This is a genomic window from Bacillus sp. AFS040349, assembly GCF_002577655.1.
Lineage (GTDB): Bacteria > Bacillota > Bacilli > Bacillales > Bacillaceae > Metabacillus.
Window position 1 is genome coordinate 16,472 of record NZ_NUMC01000082.1, and the last position, 22,741, is coordinate 39,212.

Annotated in this window: 24 protein-coding genes, 1 pseudogene and 1 riboswitch; of the genes and pseudogenes, 11 read left to right on the top strand and 14 right to left on the bottom strand. The window is 34.7% G+C overall.

From position 1 onward, the window contains the following. Positions 1-200: 200 nt before the first annotated feature. The 5 genes from COD11_RS17640 to COD11_RS17655 all read right to left on the bottom strand — a co-directional run bounded on the left by COD11_RS17640 (position 201) and on the right by COD11_RS17655 (position 2,505). Positions 201-473 carry a YkvA family protein gene (locus tag COD11_RS17640; protein WP_098798217.1) on the bottom strand — a complete coding sequence of 91 codons (273 nt, stop codon included), beginning with the start codon at positions 471-473 and terminating at the stop codon, positions 201-203. 13 nt (positions 474-486) lie between these two features. Beyond that, a complete protein-coding gene (locus COD11_RS26975; protein ID WP_176551133.1) occupies positions 487-645 on the bottom strand; it encodes a hypothetical protein in 159 nt (52 codons plus the stop codon). An 85-nt stretch (positions 646-730) separates the two neighbouring features. Then, on the bottom strand, positions 731-1,123 hold the full coding sequence (locus COD11_RS17645; RefSeq protein WP_255301639.1) for a sporulation protein: 393 nt from the start codon (positions 1,121-1,123) through the stop codon (positions 731-733). Beyond that, entirely contained in the window at positions 1,120-1,263 is a 144-nt protein-coding gene (locus COD11_RS17650) for an FbpB family small basic protein (protein WP_098798218.1), read from the bottom strand. Before COD11_RS17650 ends, COD11_RS17645 begins: the two co-directional genes overlap by 4 nt. Positions 1,264-1,797: 534 nt before the next feature. After that, the gene (locus tag COD11_RS17655) at positions 1,798-2,505 is read right to left on the bottom strand and encodes a LysM peptidoglycan-binding domain-containing protein (protein WP_098798219.1); all 708 of its coding nucleotides are present in this window, start codon (positions 2,503-2,505) and stop codon (positions 1,798-1,800) included. A gap of 317 nt (positions 2,506-2,822) precedes the next feature. Between COD11_RS17655 and COD11_RS26980 the strand changes: the two genes are divergently transcribed. Beyond that, positions 2,823-2,993 (top strand): hypothetical protein, encoded by a 171-nt coding sequence (locus COD11_RS26980; RefSeq protein WP_162987447.1) that lies wholly within the window; start codon positions 2,823-2,825, stop codon positions 2,991-2,993. Positions 2,994-3,087: 94 nt separating this feature from the next. Here the strand turns inward: COD11_RS26980 and COD11_RS17660 are convergent, their stop codons facing one another. The 3 genes from COD11_RS17660 to desA all read right to left on the bottom strand — a co-directional run bounded on the left by COD11_RS17660 (position 3,088) and on the right by desA (position 5,955). Next, positions 3,088-3,687, bottom strand: a complete 600-nt coding sequence (locus tag COD11_RS17660) for a response regulator transcription factor (RefSeq protein WP_098798220.1) — start codon at positions 3,685-3,687, stop codon at positions 3,088-3,090. Between the two features lie 12 nt (positions 3,688-3,699). Next, the gene (locus COD11_RS17665) at positions 3,700-4,818 is read right to left on the bottom strand and encodes a sensor histidine kinase (protein ID WP_098798221.1); all 1,119 of its coding nucleotides are present in this window, start codon (positions 4,816-4,818) and stop codon (positions 3,700-3,702) included. Between the two features lie 138 nt (positions 4,819-4,956). Continuing rightward, complete coding sequence (gene desA / locus COD11_RS17670) at positions 4,957-5,955, bottom strand: Delta(5) desaturase DesA (protein ID WP_098798222.1); 999 nt, start codon at positions 5,953-5,955, stop codon at positions 4,957-4,959. A gap of 409 nt (positions 5,956-6,364) precedes the next feature. Next, positions 6,365-6,462, top strand: a riboswitch (yybP-ykoY riboswitch). Between the two features lie 104 nt (positions 6,463-6,566). Here desA and COD11_RS17675 point away from each other — a divergent pair. From COD11_RS17675 to COD11_RS17685, 3 genes are all read left to right on the top strand, one after another. Beyond that, a complete protein-coding gene (locus tag COD11_RS17675; RefSeq protein WP_098798223.1) occupies positions 6,567-7,265 on the top strand; it encodes a TerC family protein in 699 nt (232 codons plus the stop codon). Between the two features lie 397 nt (positions 7,266-7,662). Beyond that, positions 7,663-8,190 (top strand): hypothetical protein, encoded by a 528-nt coding sequence (locus tag COD11_RS17680; RefSeq protein WP_098798224.1) that lies wholly within the window; start codon positions 7,663-7,665, stop codon positions 8,188-8,190. A 145-nt stretch (positions 8,191-8,335) separates the two neighbouring features. Further along, positions 8,336-9,061 (top strand): YwaF family protein, encoded by a 726-nt coding sequence (locus COD11_RS17685; RefSeq protein ID WP_098798225.1) that lies wholly within the window; start codon positions 8,336-8,338, stop codon positions 9,059-9,061. 76 nt (positions 9,062-9,137) lie between these two features. On the opposite strand, the gene COD11_RS17690 is transcribed toward COD11_RS17685, so the two are convergent. Continuing rightward, positions 9,138-9,323 (bottom strand): hypothetical protein, encoded by a 186-nt coding sequence (locus COD11_RS17690; RefSeq protein WP_098798226.1) that lies wholly within the window; start codon positions 9,321-9,323, stop codon positions 9,138-9,140. A gap of 379 nt (positions 9,324-9,702) precedes the next feature. Here COD11_RS17690 and COD11_RS17695 point away from each other — a divergent pair, with 379 nt between their 5' ends. Further along, the gene (locus tag COD11_RS17695; protein ID WP_098798227.1) at positions 9,703-10,563 is read left to right on the top strand and encodes an AraC family transcriptional regulator; all 861 of its coding nucleotides are present in this window, start codon (positions 9,703-9,705) and stop codon (positions 10,561-10,563) included. A 50-nt stretch (positions 10,564-10,613) separates the two neighbouring features. On the opposite strand, the gene COD11_RS17700 is transcribed toward COD11_RS17695, so the two are convergent. Together COD11_RS17700 and COD11_RS17705 are read right to left on the bottom strand one after the other, a co-directional pair. After that, a complete protein-coding gene (locus tag COD11_RS17700) occupies positions 10,614-11,309 on the bottom strand; it encodes a 3D domain-containing protein (protein WP_098798228.1) in 696 nt (231 codons plus the stop codon). Positions 11,310-11,529: 220 nt separating this feature from the next. Beyond that, on the bottom strand, positions 11,530-11,859 hold the full coding sequence (locus COD11_RS17705) for a hypothetical protein (protein WP_176551134.1): 330 nt from the start codon (positions 11,857-11,859) through the stop codon (positions 11,530-11,532). A gap of 146 nt (positions 11,860-12,005) precedes the next feature. Here COD11_RS17705 and COD11_RS17710 point away from each other — a divergent pair, with 146 nt between their 5' ends. From COD11_RS17710 to htpG, 3 genes are all read left to right on the top strand, one after another. Next, complete coding sequence (locus COD11_RS17710) at positions 12,006-12,596, top strand: nitroreductase family protein (RefSeq protein WP_098798230.1); 591 nt, start codon at positions 12,006-12,008, stop codon at positions 12,594-12,596. Positions 12,597-12,969: 373 nt separating this feature from the next. Next, on the top strand, positions 12,970-13,914 hold the full coding sequence (gene trhO, locus COD11_RS17715; RefSeq protein WP_098798231.1) for an oxygen-dependent tRNA uridine(34) hydroxylase TrhO: 945 nt from the start codon (positions 12,970-12,972) through the stop codon (positions 13,912-13,914). Positions 13,915-14,134: 220 nt separating this feature from the next. Continuing rightward, entirely contained in the window at positions 14,135-16,015 is a 1,881-nt protein-coding gene (htpG, locus tag COD11_RS17720) for a molecular chaperone HtpG (RefSeq protein WP_098798232.1), read from the top strand. 61 nt (positions 16,016-16,076) lie between these two features. Here htpG and COD11_RS17725 read toward each other — a convergent pair whose 3' ends face one another. Beyond that, positions 16,077-17,504: an aminotransferase-like domain-containing protein gene (locus tag COD11_RS17725; RefSeq protein ID WP_176551135.1), complete on the bottom strand. Its 1,428-nt coding sequence runs from the start codon at positions 17,502-17,504 to the stop codon at positions 16,077-16,079. Positions 17,505-17,611: 107 nt separating this feature from the next. On the opposite strand from COD11_RS17725, the gene COD11_RS17730 reads away from it, so the two are divergent. Next, the gene (locus COD11_RS17730) at positions 17,612-18,529 is read left to right on the top strand and encodes a DMT family transporter (protein ID WP_098798234.1); all 918 of its coding nucleotides are present in this window, start codon (positions 17,612-17,614) and stop codon (positions 18,527-18,529) included. Between the two features lie 449 nt (positions 18,530-18,978). Here the strand turns inward: COD11_RS17730 and COD11_RS17735 are convergent, their stop codons facing one another. Continuing rightward, positions 18,979-19,545: a cysteine hydrolase family protein gene (locus COD11_RS17735; RefSeq protein ID WP_483296300.1), complete on the bottom strand. Its 567-nt coding sequence runs from the start codon at positions 19,543-19,545 to the stop codon at positions 18,979-18,981. A gap of 123 nt (positions 19,546-19,668) precedes the next feature. After that, positions 19,669-20,415: pseudogene (locus tag COD11_RS17740) on the bottom strand (YqcI/YcgG family protein). A 191-nt stretch (positions 20,416-20,606) separates the two neighbouring features. Here COD11_RS17740 and COD11_RS17745 point away from each other — a divergent pair. Then, entirely contained in the window at positions 20,607-22,040 is a 1,434-nt protein-coding gene (locus COD11_RS17745) for a PQQ-dependent sugar dehydrogenase (RefSeq protein ID WP_098798235.1), read from the top strand. 13 nt (positions 22,041-22,053) lie between these two features. Next, entirely contained in the window at positions 22,054-22,608 is a 555-nt protein-coding gene (locus COD11_RS17750) for a hypothetical protein (RefSeq protein ID WP_098798238.1), read from the top strand. The last annotated feature ends 133 nt before the right edge of the window (positions 22,609-22,741 follow it).

Consider the following 22,741-nt stretch of genomic DNA (forward strand, 5'->3'; position numbering starts at 1 on the left):
TTCCGCGGGGCGTGCGCTGAGCCTCCTCGGCTTTGCCTGCGGGGTCTCACCTGTCCCGCTGCTCCCGCAGGAGTCAAGTGTCTTCCGCTCCATTGCACTATCGTTTTATTATTCGTTAACATTAACAATCTTAGGAAGAACATTATTAATGAAATAACCACACTCATGGTTCATATTGTATTAAACAAATTGGTGAGTGTTTATAAATTATATTTCTCCTTAAGTGATTCAGGTGCCATCTTAATTAATCGTTCTAAAACGAATGTAGCAATGACAACATCGTCGACAATTCCTAGAACAGAGAGGAAGTCAGGAATTAAGTCGAATGGAAACATTGCGTAGGCTACGATGAATAACAGCCCAATCACTTTTTTAGTGGTTTCAACCTGTTTTGATAAAAAAAATTCTTTTAGAAAAGGTAGAAATCTCCAAAAAGTAAATATGAATTTTATTCGTTTGATAATTTTGAGCATTTCATCATTCCTTTTAAGATTTAGGTGAAAAACCTTGAATGATTGTTACGATATTAAGGTTCAGTCGTGGTGGATTTTTCACCTCTAATGTAGTAGAAGCTAGAAGTTTTGTTTCGACAATTGTTAATAATACAATACCCATGAAGAAGGTACGCATATTCTTTAAATGCAATTAAAATCGTTTCTCCTTGTTAAAATTAGCAATGATTAAAGAAATCGATTTTACATCTTTCATCTTTCCTTTCTGCTTATCAATCTTATGATATTACCTGTATGATATCTTGATCTTTACTTTCTACACCTTCATTAAAAGTAAGTCTTGTTTTAAAGCGATAAGAAATATGCTCACTAGATACAGGAATATTTTCTGGCAACTTAAATGTAAATGAAATTTTGCTAGCTTCTTCTGATCGGAGAAGCTTTGTTGATAAGATAGTCGCAGTATCAATCACTTTTTCAGTTTTTGTCGTAGAATCAATTAATACTAGATCACTATCAATTCTTCTTAATTGCTGTTCAATAGTTCCACCTTTAACATGAAAGTAACCATTGATAAGTTCTCCGCGTTTATACGTTTCCTTAGGTAAGATAAGATCAATTATCGCAGATCCTACACCTAAAAGTGACATATATTTCCTCAATAGCATCATTTATCTCCTCCTGTTTGTTTGCTTTGTGATAAATACTTTTGATCAATGCGTTTCTCAATTCTATCCATTTGCGTTTTATCTTTAAGAAGTTCTTCTTTGTTTTTTCTAATCAAATCTTCCATTGATACTTTTTTTACCATAATGGTAATCTCCTTTTTTACGTTTCCTATAGGTAGTCAAATAAAAAGACCTTTACCGTAGATGGTAAAGGTCTCAAAAAACACATAAAGACCTTTACTTAACAGTAAAGGTCTTGCTAACAACGAAATGGTTGCCAACGAAGCCGAGAGTTAGAAACTCTGTAATGACGACTTTGTTGTAAAAGCTACTCCCCTTTAGGAGAACGTTTTTATTTACTTGAGATAATAGTAAGATATTTTTTTATTATAGTCAATAGATGGTTAATAAATTTATAGAAAATTTATTAACTAAGAGTAACAGGAGATTATTATTTAACTGATGTGGTTTGGAGGATCTTGATCATTTTGGGAATAATTGCTTCAGATTCTTCTTTATTTAGGTAGTGGATGGTGAACCTTATGAATACCCCGTTAATCTCTTTTACAACAATTGTTGTTTGAGTATTGTTGTTATATCCATTTAAATAAAGCAAAGCATCATGATAAAAAGGAAGTGAAGTGGCTTTTGGATCATACTCAGTTACTTTATTTCCATTAAGACATCATGGAATTAGTCTTAATTTCTTCTAAGTTAACATTGCTGTCTAAGACCTCAAGTCTAGAAAAATATTCTTCGTTACTAGTAGATTGTAAGATGAATTTTCGTGGCTCTTCTGCGTCAAATGTAAATCCTTTTGTTGGTCTTACATTCACTTCCTTTTTAGATGCATCATAACTATTGGGTGAGCTTGTATCCCTTTTAGCATATGCAACATTAAGTGTTTGACCAACCTTGATCCAGTTAGAGGTTAGGTAGTTAATTGACTTTAACTCACTAACAGTTAAACCGTAATTTTTTGCGATGCTATATAGAGTATCACCTGCTTTTACAGTAACATTTGTAGGGATAACAAGTTTTTTTTCAACAATGATTGTGTTCGATGTAAGGTGGTTGATGAACTTCAATTGTGAAACAGAGGTGTTATATTTTTTGGCGAGGCTATATAAGGTATCACCTTTTTTTATCGTAATGGTTGTGGGAATTGTTAGTTTGTCTCCTAAGTAGATCGTTGAAGAAGAAAGGTTGTTTAGTTGTTTTAATTGTGCAACTGTTAGTTCATGTTTTTTAGCAAGGCTATATAAGGTATCACCTTTTTTTATTTCGTATGTTGTTGAAGCACCAGCTGAACTAGCTCCAAACACTCCACTTATTCCTAGTGTTAAAATAGCTACTTTAATGAGATTATGCTTATGTTTTTTCATGATGTTTCCTCCCGGTAATGATATCTAACACGAAAAACGTTTCCGTATTACTACATATGACGGAATGAAAACAGAATAGTTGCGTATGGAAAAGCCTATTTTTAATTTATAAAAAAATGTACTAAAAGCCCAAGAGTTCCTATAAGACTTTTTAGTTCTAAAGGGTTATAATTGTGAATATAATAAATCTCACTATTAGAGAAGGTATTATAGTTTGTTTTACTTATTATTTCACTTTGTTGAAACACATGTACTCGTTTCACACAACCCTATCCAATATTAAAAAACTAATATTATAGTAGAAAGGTGTGTAATAAATGGAAGCAAATATGAAAAATCCAATTTCTGTTGATTCAACAATATCTCTAAAAGGAATTGTTAAAGCAATTTTTCAAGATACAGTTCATGTTCAAATAGGTGGAAAAATTATTACAATGCCTATTAAAGATTTTCATCTTTTAAAAGGTGAAACGAATAAAAGCGAATAAATAGATGTTTTTGGTTCAGGTATACTCATCATGTGCGCCTGAGTTTAACCAAAAAAGAGGTCACCTTAATCCAAAAGGAGACCTCTTTTTTATATTATTTAAACCAACCTTTTTCTTTTGATTGTGTAATGGCTTCAATTCTATTTTTTACATCAAGCTTTTCTAGGATAGTGGATATATAGTTTCGTACCGTCCCTGTTTTAATACTAAGCTGATCGGCAATTTCTTTTGTATTCATGCCATCTGCGACTAAGCCTAGTACTTCCTTTTCGCGCTCAGTTAAGGGGTTTTCTTCACTATATACGTCGTCCATTAGTTCAGGTGCATATATTCGTCTACCCGACATAATGCTTCTTATCGAATTTGCCAACTCATCACTGGGACTATCCTTTAGAAGGTATCCTTTGACACCAGCTTTAATGGCTCTTTGAAAATAACCTGAACGGGCAAAGGTTGTAAGGATGATCACTTTACAATCACTATTTTCAATCTTTTCTGCAGCTTCAAGACCAGTCATTTTAGGCATTTCAATATCCATTATACATATATCAGGACTGTGTTTTTGAACGAGTGTAAGGGCATCCTCTCCATTATTAGCCTTTCCAACAACTTCCATATCGTCCTCCAAGTTAAGAAGTGAACCTAAGGCACCTAAAAGCATTTGTTGATCTTCAGCAATCACAATTCGTATCATAGCAAGCCCCTCCTAATCTATCTGTTTTACAACATTAGGTACTCTAATCGTTAATGATGTACCTTTTTCGTTTTTTATTTCAAGATTTCCATTAACAAAATCGAGGCGTTCCCTCATTCCGGAAAGGCCGTTACCTTTTGCGATTATAAGGTCTTCAAAGCCGATTCCGTCATCCTTGATAGTCATGATTAATTCGGTCGAATTTTGTTCAAGAGAAAGATAACAATTAGAGGCCTTACTATGTCTGACAACATTTGTAACAGCTTCTTTTAAGCACATACTTAAGATATTCTCGGTTAACAACGGGACATTTGATAAGACCATTTCTTGGTCACATACTAAATTAATTTGAGCTGCTTTTAATATTTGCTTAACATGTACCATTTCCTCTTTTATACGGATACCTCTCATTTGAGAAACCATTTTTCTTACTTCATTTAATGCTGTTCTAGCTGTTTGTTGAATTTCTTTCATTTCATTTTTTGCCTGCTCTGGATCTTTATAAATAATTTTTCGAGCTAAGTCACTCTTAAGACCAATCATTGATAGCTTTTGACCTAATGTGTCATGAAGGTCACGGGCAATTCGTTGACGTTCTTCAAGTATAACTAGTTCAGATATTCGTTTATTAGCATCTTCCAGCTTTTCTTGGAGCTGATCACGTTGTTTTCGATTATAAATACTAAATGGAAGAAAGATGACACTAAGAGAGCTAATAATCACGAAGGGAGCCTGGCGTAATAGCAACTGCTCATGTAAAACGATACTAAAGTTTATGGCAACGGCTGTACTGACTAAATGAATAATGTATAGTGTTAAAAAAGGAGCACGATCCTTTATATTTCCAATGAAATATGCAATATAAAAAGAAAAATAAAAATAATTAAATAGATAAGTTGATGTAAATGATATCCCAATCAAAATAAGTGTTAAAACGTAAATTCTCCAGCTTTTAGCAAGAAATGCGTAACGAAGTGTAATGAAAAACGATACAGTAAGGATTATGCCTGTAATGATTTCCGCCGAAGAGGATGATTGGAAAATAAAATAAAAAGGTAAAATGCTTAAAAAAGCCCAAATATAAGGGGAGATCCCATTGCTTTTTTGAAAAATGTTAACTCTTTTTTTCATGCCAGAACCTACTTTAATTAAGATGAAATTACATCATATTTTAACATATATTTACTTAAAACTTTAAGAGGATGACAAAAATTAGTACGTTTCATTCCCGACAGTTTGTACTAATACGTCATCTTCTAAAGGAGAATATTACTTTTGTAATTTTGACAAATAGTTAAAACCAACAAACCTTTTATTCTGTGCGTCCCAAAGACGGAACTTTAACGACTTTAAGCTTGTTGCCAGTGTAATTGTTGGAACGTTTTGTAATGGTTCTGTATTATTGTGTACGTCTTCTAATTTATAGTTTGGTACTCTTGGACTTAAATGGTGAACATGATGATAACCAATGTTACCGGAAAGCCATTGTAACAGTTTTGGTAGCTTATAATACGAGCTGCCTTCCACAGCTGCCATAACGTATTCCCACTCTTCATTCTTTTCAAAGTAAGAATCCTCAAACGTATGCTGTACATAAAATAGCCAGATTCCTAAAGAGCCTGAGATTAAAAAGATAGGCAACTGTACTAATAAAAACGGAATCACTCCAAGCATCCAGCACAACAGTCCTGCGAATACAACAATTGCTATGTTAGTAAGGTACGTATTGTATCTCTCGTTGCGTCTAGCTCCTTTTTTGTTAAAACGATTTTTAATAAGAAAAACATAGATTGGTCCAAGTCCAAACATAACGATTGGATTTCGATATAAACGATATTTAATTTTTTCTAATAAAGAAGAGGAAAGGTATTCATCAACTGTAAGAACCCATATATCTCCAGTACCTCGTTTGTCTAAATTCCCGCTAGTAGCATGATGGATAGAATGGTCATGCTGCCATTGACTGTATGGGAATAAAGTAAGGATTCCTGTTATTGTTCCGAGTATTTTATTTGCATTTCTATTCTTAAAGAATGAGTAATGACAGCAATCATGGAAGATGATAAAAATTCGTACAAGAAAGCCAGCAGCAATAATGGTAAAAGCTAAGGTAAGTAGATAGGAAATCGCTAAGCTTTGATAGGCAAGAATCCATAGAATAATGAATGGACCGATTGTTGTGATAAGTTGAATAATACTATCTTTCGAATTTGACTGTTCATAAGGAGCGACTTGCTTCCTTAAATTACGTTGTAATTGTTTACTCATTTTTTAATTCCCTTCTTTAAAAACGTTAAGAAAAAGACAAAGTAGTCTGTAGTTAAAAAAAATTGAGTGGAATGAAAGGGAAGTAACGTTATATGTTGTCACCCATTTCAATCGTAAGTTTTCTATGCTAACTAGATTATAAAAATAGTTAATTGAAATTTGTAGACATAGGTGTCATAGAGTGAGTATGACAAGTGTCATATATGAGAGAAGACAAGTGGGAATTAGTGGGATTTATGAGGTTCATCTTTGGGGTATTTATTTATAGAGAAGACAGAAGTAGTAGAGGATTTAATTAAGCAAACGATTAGTGGTAAAACCGGGTGGTGCCTTTCACTTAAACAAAATCATAGACACATGCCCATAAAATAAAGTATAATGACAAATAGACAAAATTGATAGCAAAATTTCCCACCGTAAAGGGGAGTAGCGTCAGGTTTAACCTGAAATAAAGTCGTCATTACATGAACAAGGTTCATCGGCTTTATTGGCATAATTTTTGTGCTTAGCGAGACCTTTGCCACTATGGCAAAGGTCTCTTTATTTTTGTAAAAAGCAGTCTTTCAATCTTTAAAACTTTAAGATTGAAACATCAAAAGGAGGTAATCAGGATGGAAATGGATTTTCTCACTGCACTTTTATCTATTATTGTGATTGATTTAGTTTTAGCTGGAGACAATGCCATTCTAATTGGGCTTGCGGCAAGAAATTTGCCTAAACATCAACAGAAAAAAGTTATTTTGTGGGGATCGGTAGGAGCAATAGCGATTCGAATTGTTGCGACTTTAGCAGTTGTTTGGTTATTAGCTATCCCTGGTCTTCATTTAGTTGGTGGACTTCTATTAGTTTACATAGCTTATAAACTGCTTGTGGATGAAGAAGATCATAGTGATGTAAAAGCTGGAGATAGCTTCTGGGCAGCAATTCGTACAGTTATTATTGCGGATGCGTTAATGGGACTTGATAATGTTTTAGCTGTAGCAGGAGCATCCCATGGTAACATGCTTTTAGTTGTTATCGGATTACTTATTTCTGTACCAGTTGTTATGTGGGGTAGTACGTTAATTCTTAAATGGATAGACAGATATCCAATCATCATTACAATCGGTGCAGGTGTTCTTGCGTGGACAGCGTCAAAAATGATTGTTGGTGAACATTTCTTAAGTGGATTATTTGAAAATGGCTTTGTTAAGTATGGTTTTGAAATTCTTGTTGTCGCAGCGGTGATTTTATCAGCAAAATATGTTAAATCAAAATCTGTAAAACATGAGGACGAACAAGAAGTTCTATTGAAAACAGGATCTAATTAATTATGGAAAGAGGCAGCCCTTGTTGAAATTGGGGTTGCCTCTTTTTATATAGTAAAGTTGGAGAAAATCAAGTATATAATATGTTTTAGGAATTTTTAAAATTTTTCGAAAATAATGTAATTTTTTTCTATTAAAGGATATTTTTAATATTGATATTTTCGTGTAACCTTTTACAACACAAGTACGACTAATGTTTTTTAGGCAAAATTAGTTAAAGTATTTACTCGATAAAATAGGAAATTTATGATTATATATTTTCGTGAAATAACAGTTGATATTCTTTTATTAGAATCCTATAATACATAGGTGGAAGATCATTCAGAATATGGAAAAAATTCTTAGTATGAGTGATCTGGATATCTATACATATGTTAGTAATTAATTGGAGGGGTACTAGATGAAAAAGTTTTGGTTTTTAATTTCAGTGTTAATGTTGTCTATTGGATTAGCGGCATGTTCTGAAGAATCAGAGGGAACAACGGAAGAGCAAGATACAGCAGCAGGTGAAGAAGCAACTGAAGAAGGTGCTGACAAAGAACAAAACGCAAAAAGTGCCATGATGCAATTTTACATGACGGTTTCAAAAGCAATTAATGAAAATGATGCAGATTTAAATGCTTATGAAGCAGAAGAAGAGCCAACTGCAGAAATGAAACCAGCAGCTGAAGCTTCTGCAGCAGCAGTCGTAGAAGGACTTAATGGTGTAGAGGTACCAGAGGAATTAGCAGATCATAAAGCTGACTTAGAAGCAGCGATTAAAGATTTATCTGATTCTTATCAAGCAAAAGCAGATGAGTTGAAGAAAGACGCACCTTCATTAGATGCTGCGAATGAAACATTCACACAAGGTGATGAAAAATTCGGTAAAGTATTTGAAGCAGTTGGGTTAAATCCTTCTAGCTTAGGTACAGAGGTAAATGGGTAATAAATTTAGTAACCAGTCTCATATTGAGGCTGGTTTTTTTGTTCAAGAAGATAAAAAATAACTGTTTTTGCTTTTGAGGTGATAACCTTCCTTCTAAAGAGATACACTAAATTAAACAACATTTCTAAGAAAGAGGTGACATGTAATGGAAGGGATTTTTTTTCCACAAACAGATTATGCCTTTACATTATTCTCACCTGTTCATTTGGTAACTCTCTTTATCTTTATCATACTTATAGTTTTCATTTATATAGTAAGAAATGTTTTAAGACAAGAACCTTATAATAAAATTGCGCGTATTACTTTATTTTTTATTATGATATTTTCAGAAATCAGTCTACATATATGGTTATACTGGTTTGATTCCTGGACATATACTCACTCTTTGCCTTTGCATCTTAGTAGCATTACGATTCTATTATCTGCTGTTATGTTGTTGACCAAGTCATATTCTCTATTTGAGTTTACATTCTTTGCTGGTGTTGGTAGTGCGGTTCAAGCCATGATTACACCTGATATTAGTCATTACACATTTCCTCATTATCGATATGTGCATTTTTTTGTATCACACGGAAGTACTGTGCTTGCAAATTTATTTATGGTGTTTGTTGCTGGGTTCCGTCCTCAATTTAAATCAATTTGGAAGGCTTTTATATGGTTAAATGTTTATGCAGCCTTCATCTTTGTCTTAAATCTGATTCTTGGTGGTAATTATATGTATATATCTAGAAAGCCTGTTAATCCATCTATGATTGATTATTTTGGACAATGGCCGTGGTATATCATTCCTCTAGAGTTTGTGGCACTGGGAACATTTTTTCTGTTATTTCTGCCTTTTTGGCTCGTTAAATTGATTTCTAAAATGAGATGATTACTTATGCAATATGGAATAATTCCATAGAAAAAGAGCCTGCTAATGGCTCTCTTAATAAAGATTTACTCAAAAGTTACGAACGTTGGATACCTGATGTTGAGAAGCTTTTAATTAGTTTTTGAAGATTTCGGTGTCCTTCACGTAATTTAATTGTTTCTTCAATAATATGCTGGAAGCCTTCTAAATCTTTATCTGATGCATTAAGAAGTGATTTTGGAATTCCTTCTGCAAGCTGTTGTAAGGTCAAATCGTCTCTCACGAAAAATGACCACCTTTCCTTTAGTTTCTTTATCCGCTATGTTAAAACTCATTGTTCATTTTGCTTCTTCCTTGAATAAAAGAGGATAAAAATGAACGGATAAGAAGTAACAAAGCTCTTTTATTAATAAGTTTTAGAAAAGTGGAAGATTTCCTGCAAATATTTATCTACATTTCTCTGCACAATCTATTAAAATATGGCGGATAAACTAGATTTCTTTCAATTAACGACAGTAAAAGCTAAAATTTGGTATAAAGCTATAACAAAAAAGGTAGTTGATAGATTTTAAGAAAAAGTGAAGTTAATCTGTCATTATTGTGCAAGAAATGACAGGTAAAATAGGTTACTTCTTTGTTATTGTATGGATGAGGGGGAGCTTATGGAGAGTTTACAGAAAATAAATGATTCTATTGCATATATTGAAAACAATTTAGCTTCACATTTGTCTATTGAAGAAGCAGCAAAAATTGCCTGCATGTCCAGGTTCCATTTTCAAAGAATGTTTCAAATACTCACCGGATTTACTGTGGCCGAGTATATTCGAAAAAGAAGGTTAACATTAGCAGCACAAGAACTAATTCATTCAAATGTAAGAGTATTGGACATTGCTTTAAAATATGGCTATGAAAGTCCTGAATCCTTTTCGAAAGCATTTCGAAAAGCACATGGAATTAGTCCGACTGAAGTGAGGCACACAGGCAAAACCGTCAAAGCCTTTCCTAAGCTTTCCTTTCAAATCCAACTAAAAGGAGAAGAAGAAATGAATTATAAGATCATTCAAAGAGAAGCATTTCAGGTTGTTGGTAAAGGGATCCGGGTCTCAATGGAGAATAATAATGAAAGAATTCCATTATTTTGGAAAGAATCTAATGAGAATGGGTTTTCTGAGAAGCTTGCACAACAAGCTGGAGAAATGGGAATATTAGGAGTCTGTGCGGAAGGTAATCAACAAAAAAATGAATTTACCTATTATATAGCGGTTGAAAAAACTACCGATAAGATATCTCCAGATTTAGAGGTCAAAGAAATACCTGCTGCAACGTGGGCTGTTTTTGAGTCTGTTGGTCCTATGCCTCACGCTATTCAACATGTTTGGAAACGAATTTTTTCTGAGTGGTTTCCTGCGACAGGGTACGAGCATGCACCTGCACCTGCACCTGAAATAGAGGTTTACCCTGAAGGAGATGCTTATTCAGAAGATTATCGAGCGGAAATATGGATTCCGGTTATTAAAAAATAGTAAAACAACACCCCCTTGGTACTATTACTCACCAAGGGGGTGTAAATGGTTTATTCTTCTATAATTTTCACTTCTACTTGCTGTTTTCCCCATTGTAGGGCATCTGATTCCGAGGGAATAAAAACATCAATTTTATTTCCTTTAATAGCTCCACCGGTATCTGCCGCAATCGCTGTCCCATAACCTTCAACCTCTACAGTTGATCCTAATGGAATCACATCAGGATCAACTGCTATTACCTTTTTATCAGGATTTGCATGGAGATCAATACCCATCTTAGTTGTACCTGAGCAGCCTTCACAATTTGCTGTATAGGCAGTAGCAGTAACAGTTAATTCTTTACTATTTTCCTTATTTGATTCTGTTTTTTTATCTTCAGAAGACGCTTGTGCTTTTTCGTTTTCTTTAATGATTAACTCGTCTCCCGGTTTAATGATGTGTGAATCAATTTTGTTCCAGGCTTCAATTTCTTCAATATCAACATCATATTCTTCAGCAATATCCCATAATGTTTCTCCTGTTGATACTTCATGTGATTCATGCAGTTTTAATTGATCATTTGGATGAATGATATCACCAGGAAGTTTATTCCAATCTATTATATTCTCTACTTCTACTTCATTTAACTTTGCGATTTCCCATAAAGTGTCACCTTCTTTTACAGTCACCTCTTCTGCAGCTGCATGTGCTGAAAATCCAGCTGTTAGTGATGCGAAGGTAATTAAGGATAAAATCTTATTTTTCATGTTGTATAACCTCCTTGTTAGCACATTAGCTAATCAATGAGTTCATCTTACCACGAATAAAAGAGTTTAAAAGAACAAGCACTTAACAGTTTGTTTACGTTATTACAATAAGATGATAGGAACGTTACAAACGATCCATATCATTCTAGTCTATCTAAAAATTTCCTGGTAAGGAAAAATGGAAAGGGAAAATCAAAAAAACGAGAGTCATGTTGCTCTCTTAAACATGACTCTCGTTTACTTCAGTTTCACTTACTTTTTGAATTTTATCAACAAACATTTGATACACTTTTCGTTTTTCTTCCAAAACTCGTATGTATTGCTTCAATTGTTCGTATTTTTCAACAAAGGGTACGTGATATGTTGATTTGATCGTTTCAATAATTTCATCATTTATTGTTGATTGAATAACCTGTTTTGTAATACCTGACTTATAAGAATAGATTTGTAATTCACTTTTGATTTTTTCGTATTCTTCATCTAAATCAAGTTTTTGTTTTAACATTTCCTCTTTCCACTCATCTAGTGCATCTTTAACATAAGGTTCCACTCTAACCCCTCCTATGTTTATAGTATTCATTCTCGCTACTTATTTAATGGGGGGAGTAGGTGTGATTTCGAGAAGGATATTCTAAAGAGTCATTTCTCATGTTTTTGAATAAGATGAAATAACTTGAAAAAATGGGAGTGAATATAATGGACGTCCTTTCAGCTATTGCAACTAGAAGGAGTATTGGAAAAGTAAAGGAAGATCCTGTCCCGAGTGAGTTGATTCATCAAATTCTTGAAGCAGGAACATGGGCTCCTTCACATTTCCGAACAGAGCCATGGAGATTTTTTGTATTAACTGGTGATGCCAGAAAAGCACTCGGTAAAACACTCGCATCTCTCGTAGAAAAAACACTAGAAGATCCAAATAGTGAAGAAAGTCGAAAGCGACTAGAAAGAGAAGAAAATAAACCCTTGCGAGCACCGGTTATAATCGCTGTTGCAGTAGAACCAACAACAGCAAACAAACGTGTCATGATGAAGGAGGAAGTTGCAGCTGTCTGTGCAGCTGTTCAAAATATGCTGCTCACAGCCCATGCCCTTGGATTGGGTGCTATTTGGAGAACAGGTGAAAGCTGTTATTCGAATGAAGTAAAGGAACTGTTTACATTATCTTCCGAATCGGAGATGGTTGGATTATTATACATTGGCTACCCTGATATGAAAGAAATGACGGGAAAAAGACAGGCAGTCTCAGCGGTAACAACTTGGCTTGAAAATGAAGAGGATTTTGCTTGATTTTTGTCATTGCTTAAAGTGACAGCCCAATTAATTGAAATTGGGCTGTTTTTGAATGGAGTTCTAATTGAGTTAGTAATGAATGTGACGGTGGGTAATGTGTGTAATGTTGGGAAATGACAATCATCGCGGATATGAACGACAAAACGATTGGAAAAATCAAGGGAAGTGTCGTTCATCGCGGGTATGAACAAAAAATCGAAAAGAACATAAACAAAATTGGTACATCTCACCTTTACAAACTATCAATTTGCATTTTCGTAGAAAATTTGTTTTAATAAGATGTTACATTTTATAAACAAGTAAAATGTAAAAGCAAGTAACCATCTCTGTATGTATATCTTGCAAATATAATATAGAAGGTGAAAAATATATGTCAAAAGAATATCGCGTTTTACTATACTATCACTATGTTCAAATTGATAACCCTGAGGAGTATGCTCAAGAGCATCTAGAGTTTTGTAAAAACCTTGGGCTAAAAGGCAGAATTTTAATTGCTACAGAAGGAATTAATGGAACAGTTTCAGGGACTGTTGAGCAAACGGATCAATACATGGCTCACATGAAAGAAGATCCTCGCTTTGCTGAAATGGTTTATAAGATAGATGAAGAAGATGAGCATGCCTTCAAAAAAATGAAGGTTCGTCATCGCCCAGAGCTTGTGACGCTTCGTTTAGAAGATGATGTTAATCCTTTAGAGCTAACAGGTAAATATTACAGCCCTAAAGAATTTATGGAAGCTATGAAACAAGAAGATACTGTCATTATTGATGCTAGAAATGACTATGAGTATGCTGTTGGTCATTTCAAAAATGCGATTTTACCTGACATTAATACGTTTAAAGAGTTACCAGATTGGATTCGAGAAAATAAAGACCAGTTTGAAGGCAAAAAGATCTTAACGTATTGCACAGGTGGTATTCGTTGTGAAAAATTCTCAGGTTGGCTTCGTCAAGAGGGGTTTGATGATGTGGCACAGCTTCACGGTGGGATTGTTACTTATGGTAAAGATCCTGAAGTACAAGGGAAGAATTGGGACGGTCAGTGTTATGTATTTGATGAGCGTCTAATCGTACCTGTTAACCGAGTAGAACCAACTGTAGTTGGAAAAGATCATTTTACTGGTGAACCTTGTGAACGCTTTGTTAACTGTGGCAATCCTGAATGTAATAAAAAAATTCTTTGCTCTGAAGAAAATGAGCATAAATACTTGCGCGCATGTAGTCATGAGTGTCGTGTACATGAACGTAATCGCTATGTTTCGGAAAATGGATTAACAGAAGAGCAGGTAACAGAAAGATTAGCTGCTTTAGTATAAAGATGAAGTGCAATGACTAGCTATTTACTAGCTTTCATTGCACTTTTTTATTTGCCACTAGTTGACATAGATAAGAAAAATATGATATTTAAATAATAGTTTAGCACTCTAGAGCTTAGAGTGCTAAACTAGAAGAAGGAGTGTCCATAGAACACCTAATCATTTTCTATTTTACTACATAATAAAGTAGGCTAAATTTTCGAAGAGGAGAGGTTGTAAATTGGAAAAAAAGCAATTTAAAGCAGAATCCAAAAGATTGTTGGAAATGATGATTAACTCTATTTACTCACAACGAGAGGTGTTTTTAAGAGAGTTAATTTCAAATGCTAGTGATGCAATTGATAAAATCTACTACAAAGCATTAACAGATGATTCTTTAAGCTTTGAAAAGGATAGTTACTTTATCAAAATTACACCAAATAAAGAAAATAGAACACTTACTATTTTAGATACAGGTATTGGCATGACAAAGGAAGACCTTGAAAACAACCTGGGTATTATCGCGAAAAGCGGTTCCTTAGCGTTTAAAAAGGAAAATGAATCAAAAGACGGCCATGATATAATTGGTCAATTTGGAGTTGGATTTTACGCTGCATTTATGGTGGCTGATGTTGTTACTGTTATCAGTAAAGCGCTTGGAAGTGATGAAGCTTACAAATGGGAATCAGAGGGTGCTGAAGGCTACACAATTGAACCGCATGAAAAAGATACAGTTGGTACAGAAATTATTTTGAAGATAAAAGAAAATGAAGAAGAAGATAACTATGATGAGTTTTTAGAGGAATATAAACTAAAATCAATCATTAAAAAATACTCTGATTTTATCCGCTATCCGATCAAAATGGATGTTAAAGGCCAACGAGCTAAAGAAGGCAGCGATAACGAGTTAGAAGAATACGAAGAAGAACAAATCATCAACAGCATGGTGCCAATCTGGAGAAAAAATAAAAATGAATTAACAGATGAAGACTATGTGGCATTTTACAATGAAAAGCATTACGGATTTGATAAGCCGATTAAGCACATTCATATTAATGTTGACGGTACAGTAAGATACAATGCAATTCTTTATATCCCTGAAAACATGCCATATGATTATTATTCAAAAGAATATGAAAAGGGCTTAGAGCTTTACTCAAACGGTGTATTAATCATGAATAAATGTCCGGAACTCCTTCCAGATTATTTTAGCTTTGTTAAAGGAATGGTTGATTCTGAGGATTTATCACTTAATATTTCAAGGGAAATTTTACAGCAGGATCGACAGTTAAAGTTCATTTCTAAAAACATTAGCAAAAAAATTAAAAATGAATTAAAAAGTCTCATGAAAAATGATCGTGAAAATTATGAGAAGTTTTACAAATCCTTTGGCAGACAGCTAAAATATGGAGTTTACAGTGACTTTGGTAGCAACAAAGAAGTGTTACAGGACTTATTAATGTTTTATTCTTCAAAAGAGAAAAAGCTTGTTTCACTTGATGAGTATGTTTCAAGAATGGCTGAAGATCAAAAGTATATTTACTATGCTTCTGGTGAGTCGATCGAGAGAATTGAAAAATTACCACAAACAGAATTAGTGTCTGAAAAAGGCTATGAAATTCTTTTCTTCACAGAAGATATTGATGAATTTGCTATCAAAATGCTCATGAGCTATAACGAAAAAGAATTCAAGTCGGTTTCTAGCGGTGACTTAGGAATTGAGTCAGAAGAAGATCAAAAGCAAACAGAATCCGAGCAAACTGAAAATAAAGAGCTCTTTGAGTTCATGAAAAATATCCTTTCAGATAAAGTAAAGGATGTAAGATTATCCAAGCGTCTAAGATCTCATCCTGTTTGCTTAACAACTGAGGGTGAAGTAACAATTGAAATGGAAAAAATTCTAAGTGCTATGCCTGATAACCAAAATGTAAAGGCAGAAAAAGTCTTAGAAATCAACAGCAACCACGAAGTGTTTCAATCTCTAAAGAATGCATTTGAGAGTGACAAGGAAAAGGTAACATTATATACAAATCTTCTATACAACCAAGCATTGTTAATTGAAGGCTTACCAATTCAAGATCCGGTTGAGTTTACAAATGATATGTGTAAGGTAATGGTATAATGAGAAATCCACCAGTTTTTTATAGCTGGTGGATTTTTTTATAAGGTTGGTGTTGATCGGTTTATTTTTTCTCCTCTTCCAACCTCTGTGCAAGTTCTACAAATTGCTTCATTCCATCCTTTAACTTTTTTTCATTTTCGTACGAAAAGCTTAGACGTATCCAGTGAGATTCTTGTTTTAATGGATCACATACTACACCTGGTACAAATGAGATAGAGTGAGGAAGGCTTTTTAACAGCAATGATTCAATTGATAAATTATCGGGCAGTTGTACCCATAAACTTAAACCGCCTTGTGGGCTGCTCCATTTCCAGTTTGTTTTCGCTAATTCCTCCTCCATCATTTCCTTCCTAATCTCTAACGCAATTCTTAGCTTTTCTAAATGTTGGTGTAATCGTAATGACGAAAAATAATGGAGGAAAATCTTCTGATTAAGAAGAGGTGATCCATTATCAATTAACGATTTTGATGTGAGTAACATGGGCATAATAGAAGGCTGAGAAATAATTGTTGCAACCCTTAATCCTGGCGAGATATATTTGCAAAAGCTTCGAACATAAATGACTGTCCCAGCTGTATCATACGTATAAATCGGGAGAGGTGGGGGCTGTTCATAGTAAATATCATGATAAGCATCATCTTCAACAATTAAACAACGATACTGTTCAGCCAATTCTACTAATCTTTTTCTTTGTTCTACTGAAATAGTATAGCCAGTTGGATTGTGAAAGGTTGGATTTGTGTAAAATAGTCGTGGCTTGTATTGCTTTAGCATGCTTTCTAGCTGTTCTAAGTCATATCCATTTTCGGATATATCAACAGTCATAATGCGTGCTCCTTGCGCTTGAAAAATATCAATAGCAGCACAATAACTCGGTCTCTCAAAAAGAACAATATCTCCGGGTTTAATAAAAGTTTCTGAGATTAAATGAATGGCCTGTTGTGAACCAGAAGTAATTAATAGGTGATCTTTCGTGAGATGTGTTTTAAATTGTTTCACAAAGTATTCAGCAAGAACCTCCCGCAGTTCTTCATCTCCTTGAACAGTTGAATAGGTAGCAAGAACTTTAGGATAAAGATCGAACACTTTTTTCACATAGTCTGAAAAAAAGTGATTTGGTAAAAGATTTGGGTCAATTAAGGCTTGAGAAAAGTTATAGGTAACAGGTGCTCTATGAATTTCTGATAGGTGATTTTTTTTTGTATAAGCAGCTATGATAGGATTTTCACTATATTCATAGTCTTTAGTTATTTGTGGTTGCACATAATAACCTGACTTATCCTTAACATATATTTTTCCTTCTTTTTTTAGTAATTGATATGCTTTTAATACAGTGAGTCTGTTAACGTTGAATTGAGTGGCTAGGCTGCGAACCGAGGGAAGTTTGTCGTGAGTTTTCCATTCTTTCCGCTCTATTTGATTCACCACATAGTGATAGATCTGTTTATATAATAATTGTTCACTTTGCACAGCTTTTGCCAACTCCATTTCCTCTTAATGTAATGATTTTAACATGTTTCCATTCTAACTGTTCTATTGTGTTCAATCTGTTCTATAGCGCTAATCGTATGATCAACATAAAGGAGGAGTTTAGAATGGTCATTATAAATTATGTTTTAATGTGTATTATTTTTGGGACGACTTTTATGGCGATAAAAATAGGAGTAGATTCAGGGTTGCCGCCGTTTTTATCGGGGGGAATTCGCTTTTTTATCGCAGGCTTTTTATTGTTTTTGATTATGCTTGTTAAAGAGAAGAACATCATGCGTTTATTAGTTAGAAAGGAACTTTTTCTATCAGGGGTTGGTTTGACGTTTGGGACATTTGCAACATTGTATTGGGCAGAACAGTATGTAACATCCGGAATAGCGGCGGTTTTATCCGCAACCGGTCCGATGTTGATCATTGTGATTCAGAGTATTATCTTAAGGCATAAAGTCAGAAGAACATCCATTGTAGGATGTATGATCGGTGTCATAGGAGTTTTATTTCTTATATTACCAAGCTTTTCACTTGAGGTGAATTCCTATTGGATCATTGGTTGTTTTGCCATCATTCTTGGAGAGGTTTTTTATGCATCAGGTACGATCTATACGAAGAGTGTATCAAAAAACTTTGAAGGAATTCACCCAGTTGCATTAAATGCGGTTCAAATGATGTATGGGGGAATTTTATTATTTATTTTAGGTTTGTTCACAGAAGAAATTTCTGCGCAAACAATCATACAACCAGCCTCACTTTTGTCTCTTTTTTATTTAATTGTAATTGGCTCAATGGTTGGTCATAGTTTATTTTATTGGCTTGTAGTTAAGACAGATCCGGTTTTCCCGTCAACCTGGCTTTATATTTCACCTTTTATTGCGGTTGTTGTAGGAGTTCTTTTTTATGATGAGTTTTTTTCTTGGTTAACAGGAGTAGGTGCTGTCACTATTTGTATAGGGATGATTCTTATCAATTATGAAACTTTAAAAGAGCGAGTGATTGCACAAAGGAGCAAATATATAAAGGTTTAGTAGGATTCAAGAGGGCAGAGAGAATACTAATAGGTTCTGTTTTGAAGCATATTGATTGTAATTCGAACTAGGAATTAATATGCAATTTGGCAAGTAAGTTAGTAAAGAAAAATGCTTGGAGACTTTATATGCTCCAAGCGTCTTTTAATACTGAGATAAGCACTGCACAGGATTAAGTGAACTCCCATTCTTTGAGAGTCACCAGAAAATAAGCGGAGAAATTCCTCTTAATGAGGAAATATCACGAAAAATAGATGAAACAGACGGAAAGATTCCGCTTATTTAATCGAAGAAGATGAAAATGGGCCATTTTCCTTTGCTTAACCGGAAAAATTCCGCTTATATCCCCAAATCGAGCTCCATTTTTAGATTTAACCGGAAAAACTCCGCTTATTTAAACAATTTTGTATTCGAAAACCCGAACCAGTTAAGGAAATACACACTGCCTTTTACTTTAGTTGTTTTATTACATCACTCGTTTTAACAATCGTCGCAAATTCCTTATGTAAGGTTGCCAATTCTGTTTGATGAATATCTTCGGGAGTATAATATGTACCATTTTGATCAGTAATTTCAAATGCTGCCGTAGCATCTGAAACAAGATAATTTGTAAATCCGAGGTTTCCGCTCATACGTGTTGTTGTTGAAACGCAATGTTGTGTAGATAGACCAGTGATAACAACCGTTTTGATTTGATTTGTTTTTAAATAGGTTTCTAATTGTGTTCCAATAAAGGCACTATTAACATTTTTTTGCATAATTACTTCACCTGATAAAGGCTTAATGCTGTCTTTAAACTCTGTTCCCACTGGATTCTTATAATGAAGAGGAGATTGTGGCTCCAACGATAAGTGTTGTGAATAGATGACTATCCAGTTACGTTTTCGCCACTCTGTTAACAACGTTAAAATATTGTTTTCAGCTTCCAGGTTGTTTCGTTTACCCCAATAAGGATCATCAAATCCTTTTTGTACATCTAACACTAGCAGTGCTGGCTGATTTTCAATGATGTTCATTCCTTCGCCTACCTTCTTCTTTAATATAAGAACACCTATAGTGTAGGTAAGAAAAGAAAGATCCATTCTAAAAGAAAAAATTAGCCCCCATTTTTTTATAGGAATGGGAGCATAGAATACCAGCTATTCTTCCCTCTTCATAGTATTAAGCATTCGGTGAAAAGGGCATTTGGATAAAGCTGAATCATCATCATGGAGATAATACTGCTTCCATTCAAAATTATCTTCTTCACCATAGCTGTTTAAATCAGGGTGGATGGAAATAGAATCGTAATGTGTAATTCTTTCTCTAATATTAGATTTTATTTTTTGTGCCAGCGAAGGGGAAGAATTAAATTTCTCAAGTACTCACCTTGGCGTAATTGCAAGCATAAAATATGGGAAATATCGACTTTGGCGATTTTGATGGGCTGGAGTAGCGCAATACATAAAGTATTTTTCACCTTGAAAACAAAATTCCCATGCAGAATCATGTGGATCAACAGGAATATTTTCCGGCCATTCAATGGAATCAAACTCACTTGCCCAACTTAATTGCTTCCAAAACATTTGTTCAAATTCTTCAACACTAGTCTTGGATAAATCGGCTGGTGTTTCATAAAAGATAATAAGAGATGTATATTTTCCATAGTTTTTTGATTGTGGTGTATAAGCGGAAAGTAAGTTAGCAAGTTCTTCAGCAGATGAAACTTCTCTAGGATCCCCTACAAAGCCGTATCGTAAATGATTTAATGAATGACCTTGAGTTGCCGGTATACACGGGAACCTTTGCTCTTTATCCACCATTTTAGCCTCAAACTTTTCCAAAGCATCTTTTTTCCAAACCTGTAGATCATCTATATTTAGTGATTCTTTTTCAAATAGTTCCATGTAATCATTAACCTCCTATCACATGTACCATATTCAAAACATTGGGTGTAGGTGAATGACTTAACGGTAAAAAGTTGCATAGGGGCAAAAATAGGCGCTCAATAATAAGGAATAGTTATTTTCTTCCAAGATCATACTGAAAGAGAGAAATAATAACCTCTTATAATATAAAGTCAAAGGAGCTATGGTGAATGATACATACTAAGCAAATTCGGGAGAGGGTTGTTGAGCTGCCGACAAGTGCTAGACCGTTGTTAAATCCAGATGATGTCTGGGTACCTGAGGGTTATAAAGTTGAGGTCGTGGCAGCGGGCTTATCTTTTCCAACTGGGATGGGATTTGCAGATGATGGAACCCTTTATATTTTAGAAGGTGGAAGTACTTGGCCAACACGTCCAGCGTTACCACCTAGAATTCTTAGTTTAACACCCTCTGGAGAGCTAGATGTATTTGCTGTAGAAACATTAGGTGGACCAAGAGGAGTTACCTATCACGAAGGTTATATCTATGTAACATGTAAAGGTGGATATCTTGCTAGAGTGGTCCGTTATGATGTGAAAACAAAGAAAAGAGAAGTGTTAATTGAAAAAATACCTAGTGGTGGTTGGCATGAACCAGGTGGTCCTGTATTTAGTCCTAAGGACGGTTTAATGTACTTTGCCAATGGCTCTGTTTCACAAAATGGTGTATGTTTACCGGCTGGTTTTACAGTGGACCTAGCAAAGCATCCAGAGGCTCATGATATACCTGGGGATGACATTACTCTTACTGGTCATAATGTAACGTCTAGAAATCCACTCATGCCATTTCCCTTTTTAACAGAAACGGGAGCGTTTAAACCGTTTGGAACACCTGCAAAGAAGGGTGAAAAAATTAAGGGAGAACTTTGGTGTTCAACCGGACTTTGGCGAGCTAAGCCAGATGGAAGCGAGCCTGAATTATTAGCATGGGGACTAAGGAATCCTTATGGCTTAGCATTTAATGATGAGGGAGAGCTGTACGCATCTGATAACTGTTTAGAGGAAAAAGGAGAAAGAGCTATTGCAGGTGATCCTGATCGAATTTGGCATATTCGCAATGCTATGACCTCTCATGGATCTGTAAAAAAGCCTGATTGGTATGGATTCCCAGATATGAGAGCAGATGGAGTTCCTGTATGGGATGAAAAATGTAAACCTGCAAAGGGGAAAGAAGCAGAGCAATTAATCGAAAATCCGCCTGAATGGGCTGGCCCTCCTGTTTATCTTGAGAAACCTCATTCCGCTATGACAAAGATGGACTTTAGCCGTTCAGATGATTTTGGGTATCGTGGAGAACTATTTGTAACCGAATGGGGTACATATGCACCGTTAAATTCACCACATGAGAAAGATCTTAACAACGGTTTTCAAGTTGTAAGGGTTGATGTTAAGACGGGAACATCAGAAGTGTTTATGAAAAATAAGCAACTTGGTGCAGCATCAGCACATCAATCAGGTGGAATAGAGCGACCTGTTGATTGTAAATTTCATCCGGACGGAAAGAGTTTATATATTTTAGATTTTGGTCACTCCCCTGTTACTGAAGGATATATCCATGCCTATGGTCATACAGGTGCGTTATGGAAAATTACAAAAGAAGAATAAGAAAGGAAAAAAGATGAAAACAGAAAATCCCGTATTATTAATTGAGCTAGATGATGAGATAAGGAATCAGCAATTAAACGAAGTAGAAAAATGGTTTGAACATGTACTAACTGCTCAAATGGCATTTGAAGTTGTCATTCAAAAAATAATCCCAAAAATTCAAGAGCCTCACATAAAGGAAGCCATTGAAAAGATAGAGGGCGCTACAAAGGAACATCAGAAAATAGCAAAACAACTATTTCAATTAATTAATCGTAATCCAGATATTGTAATGGACCGCATTCTAGGAACAACGGTTTCTAAGCTAGAGGAAGGACTGCTCACATTTCAAGATTTGATGGCGGGAGCAGTAGGTTCATGGCAAGGAATGCACCAACTACTTCTTCTCAATCAACAGGCAATGGGTGCCTTTGCGGTTGCTGAACAACTAGGCTTGTCTTTAGGAATAAAAGAAATTGTAAAAGCTACCTTTAAAGTTGTTCATGAAAAAACAATGCACCAACTTTTAATACAAGAATACATGTTGGAAATGGCACCAATTTCTATCCTTTATAAACAAAATGTTTAGTTGAAGAATAGTGAAAGATTTCCGTTGGTCCTGCCCGTGGAGTCTTTCACTGCTAAAAAAGGACAGGTATTAAGAAACGAAACTGGTCTAAATAGGCTTTCAGTAGCATTTAACTAGGTAGTGTCAAAAGATT

What these genes read in the sequence shown, in the direction of transcription:
- COD11_RS17680 (WP_098798224.1), top strand. Translation starts at nt 7,663, where the DNA reads ATGAAAAAGTTTTGGTTTTTAATTTCAGTGTTAATGTTGTCTATTGGA.
- COD11_RS17645 (WP_255301639.1), bottom strand. Translation starts at nt 1,123, where the DNA reads ATGATGCTATTGAGGAAATATATGTCACTTTTAGGTGTAGGATCTGCG.
- COD11_RS17665 (WP_098798221.1), bottom strand. Translation starts at nt 4,818, where the DNA reads ATGAAAAAAAGAGTTAACATTTTTCAAAAAAGCAATGGGATCTCCCCT.
- COD11_RS17710 (WP_098798230.1), top strand. Translation starts at nt 12,006, where the DNA reads ATGGACGTCCTTTCAGCTATTGCAACTAGAAGGAGTATTGGAAAAGTA.
- COD11_RS17660 (WP_098798220.1), bottom strand. Translation starts at nt 3,687, where the DNA reads ATGATACGAATTGTGATTGCTGAAGATCAACAAATGCTTTTAGGTGCC.
- COD11_RS17655 (WP_098798219.1), bottom strand. Translation starts at nt 2,505, where the DNA reads ATGAAAAAACATAAGCATAATCTCATTAAAGTAGCTATTTTAACACTA.
- COD11_RS17735 (WP_483296300.1), bottom strand. Translation starts at nt 19,545, where the DNA reads ATGAACATCATTGAAAATCAGCCAGCACTGCTAGTGTTAGATGTACAA.
- desA (WP_098798222.1), bottom strand. Translation starts at nt 5,955, where the DNA reads ATGAGTAAACAATTACAACGTAATTTAAGGAAGCAAGTCGCTCCTTAT.
- COD11_RS26980 (WP_162987447.1), top strand. Translation starts at nt 2,823, where the DNA reads ATGGAAGCAAATATGAAAAATCCAATTTCTGTTGATTCAACAATATCT.
- COD11_RS17640 (WP_098798217.1), bottom strand. Translation starts at nt 473, where the DNA reads ATGCTCAAAATTATCAAACGAATAAAATTCATATTTACTTTTTGGAGA.
- COD11_RS17750 (WP_098798238.1), top strand. Translation starts at nt 22,054, where the DNA reads ATGAAAACAGAAAATCCCGTATTATTAATTGAGCTAGATGATGAGATA.
- COD11_RS17685 (WP_098798225.1), top strand. Translation starts at nt 8,336, where the DNA reads ATGGAAGGGATTTTTTTTCCACAAACAGATTATGCCTTTACATTATTC.
- COD11_RS17700 (WP_098798228.1), bottom strand. Translation starts at nt 11,309, where the DNA reads ATGAAAAATAAGATTTTATCCTTAATTACCTTCGCATCACTAACAGCT.
- COD11_RS17730 (WP_098798234.1), top strand. Translation starts at nt 17,612, where the DNA reads ATGGTCATTATAAATTATGTTTTAATGTGTATTATTTTTGGGACGACT.
- COD11_RS17725 (WP_176551135.1), bottom strand. Translation starts at nt 17,504, where the DNA reads ATGGAGTTGGCAAAAGCTGTGCAAAGTGAACAATTATTATATAAACAG.
- COD11_RS17695 (WP_098798227.1), top strand. Translation starts at nt 9,703, where the DNA reads ATGGAGAGTTTACAGAAAATAAATGATTCTATTGCATATATTGAAAAC.
- COD11_RS17650 (WP_098798218.1), bottom strand. Translation starts at nt 1,263, where the DNA reads ATGGTAAAAAAAGTATCAATGGAAGATTTGATTAGAAAAAACAAAGAA.
- COD11_RS17745 (WP_098798235.1), top strand. Translation starts at nt 20,607, where the DNA reads ATGATACATACTAAGCAAATTCGGGAGAGGGTTGTTGAGCTGCCGACA.
- COD11_RS17675 (WP_098798223.1), top strand. Translation starts at nt 6,567, where the DNA reads ATGGAAATGGATTTTCTCACTGCACTTTTATCTATTATTGTGATTGAT.
- trhO (WP_098798231.1), top strand. Translation starts at nt 12,970, where the DNA reads ATGTCAAAAGAATATCGCGTTTTACTATACTATCACTATGTTCAAATT.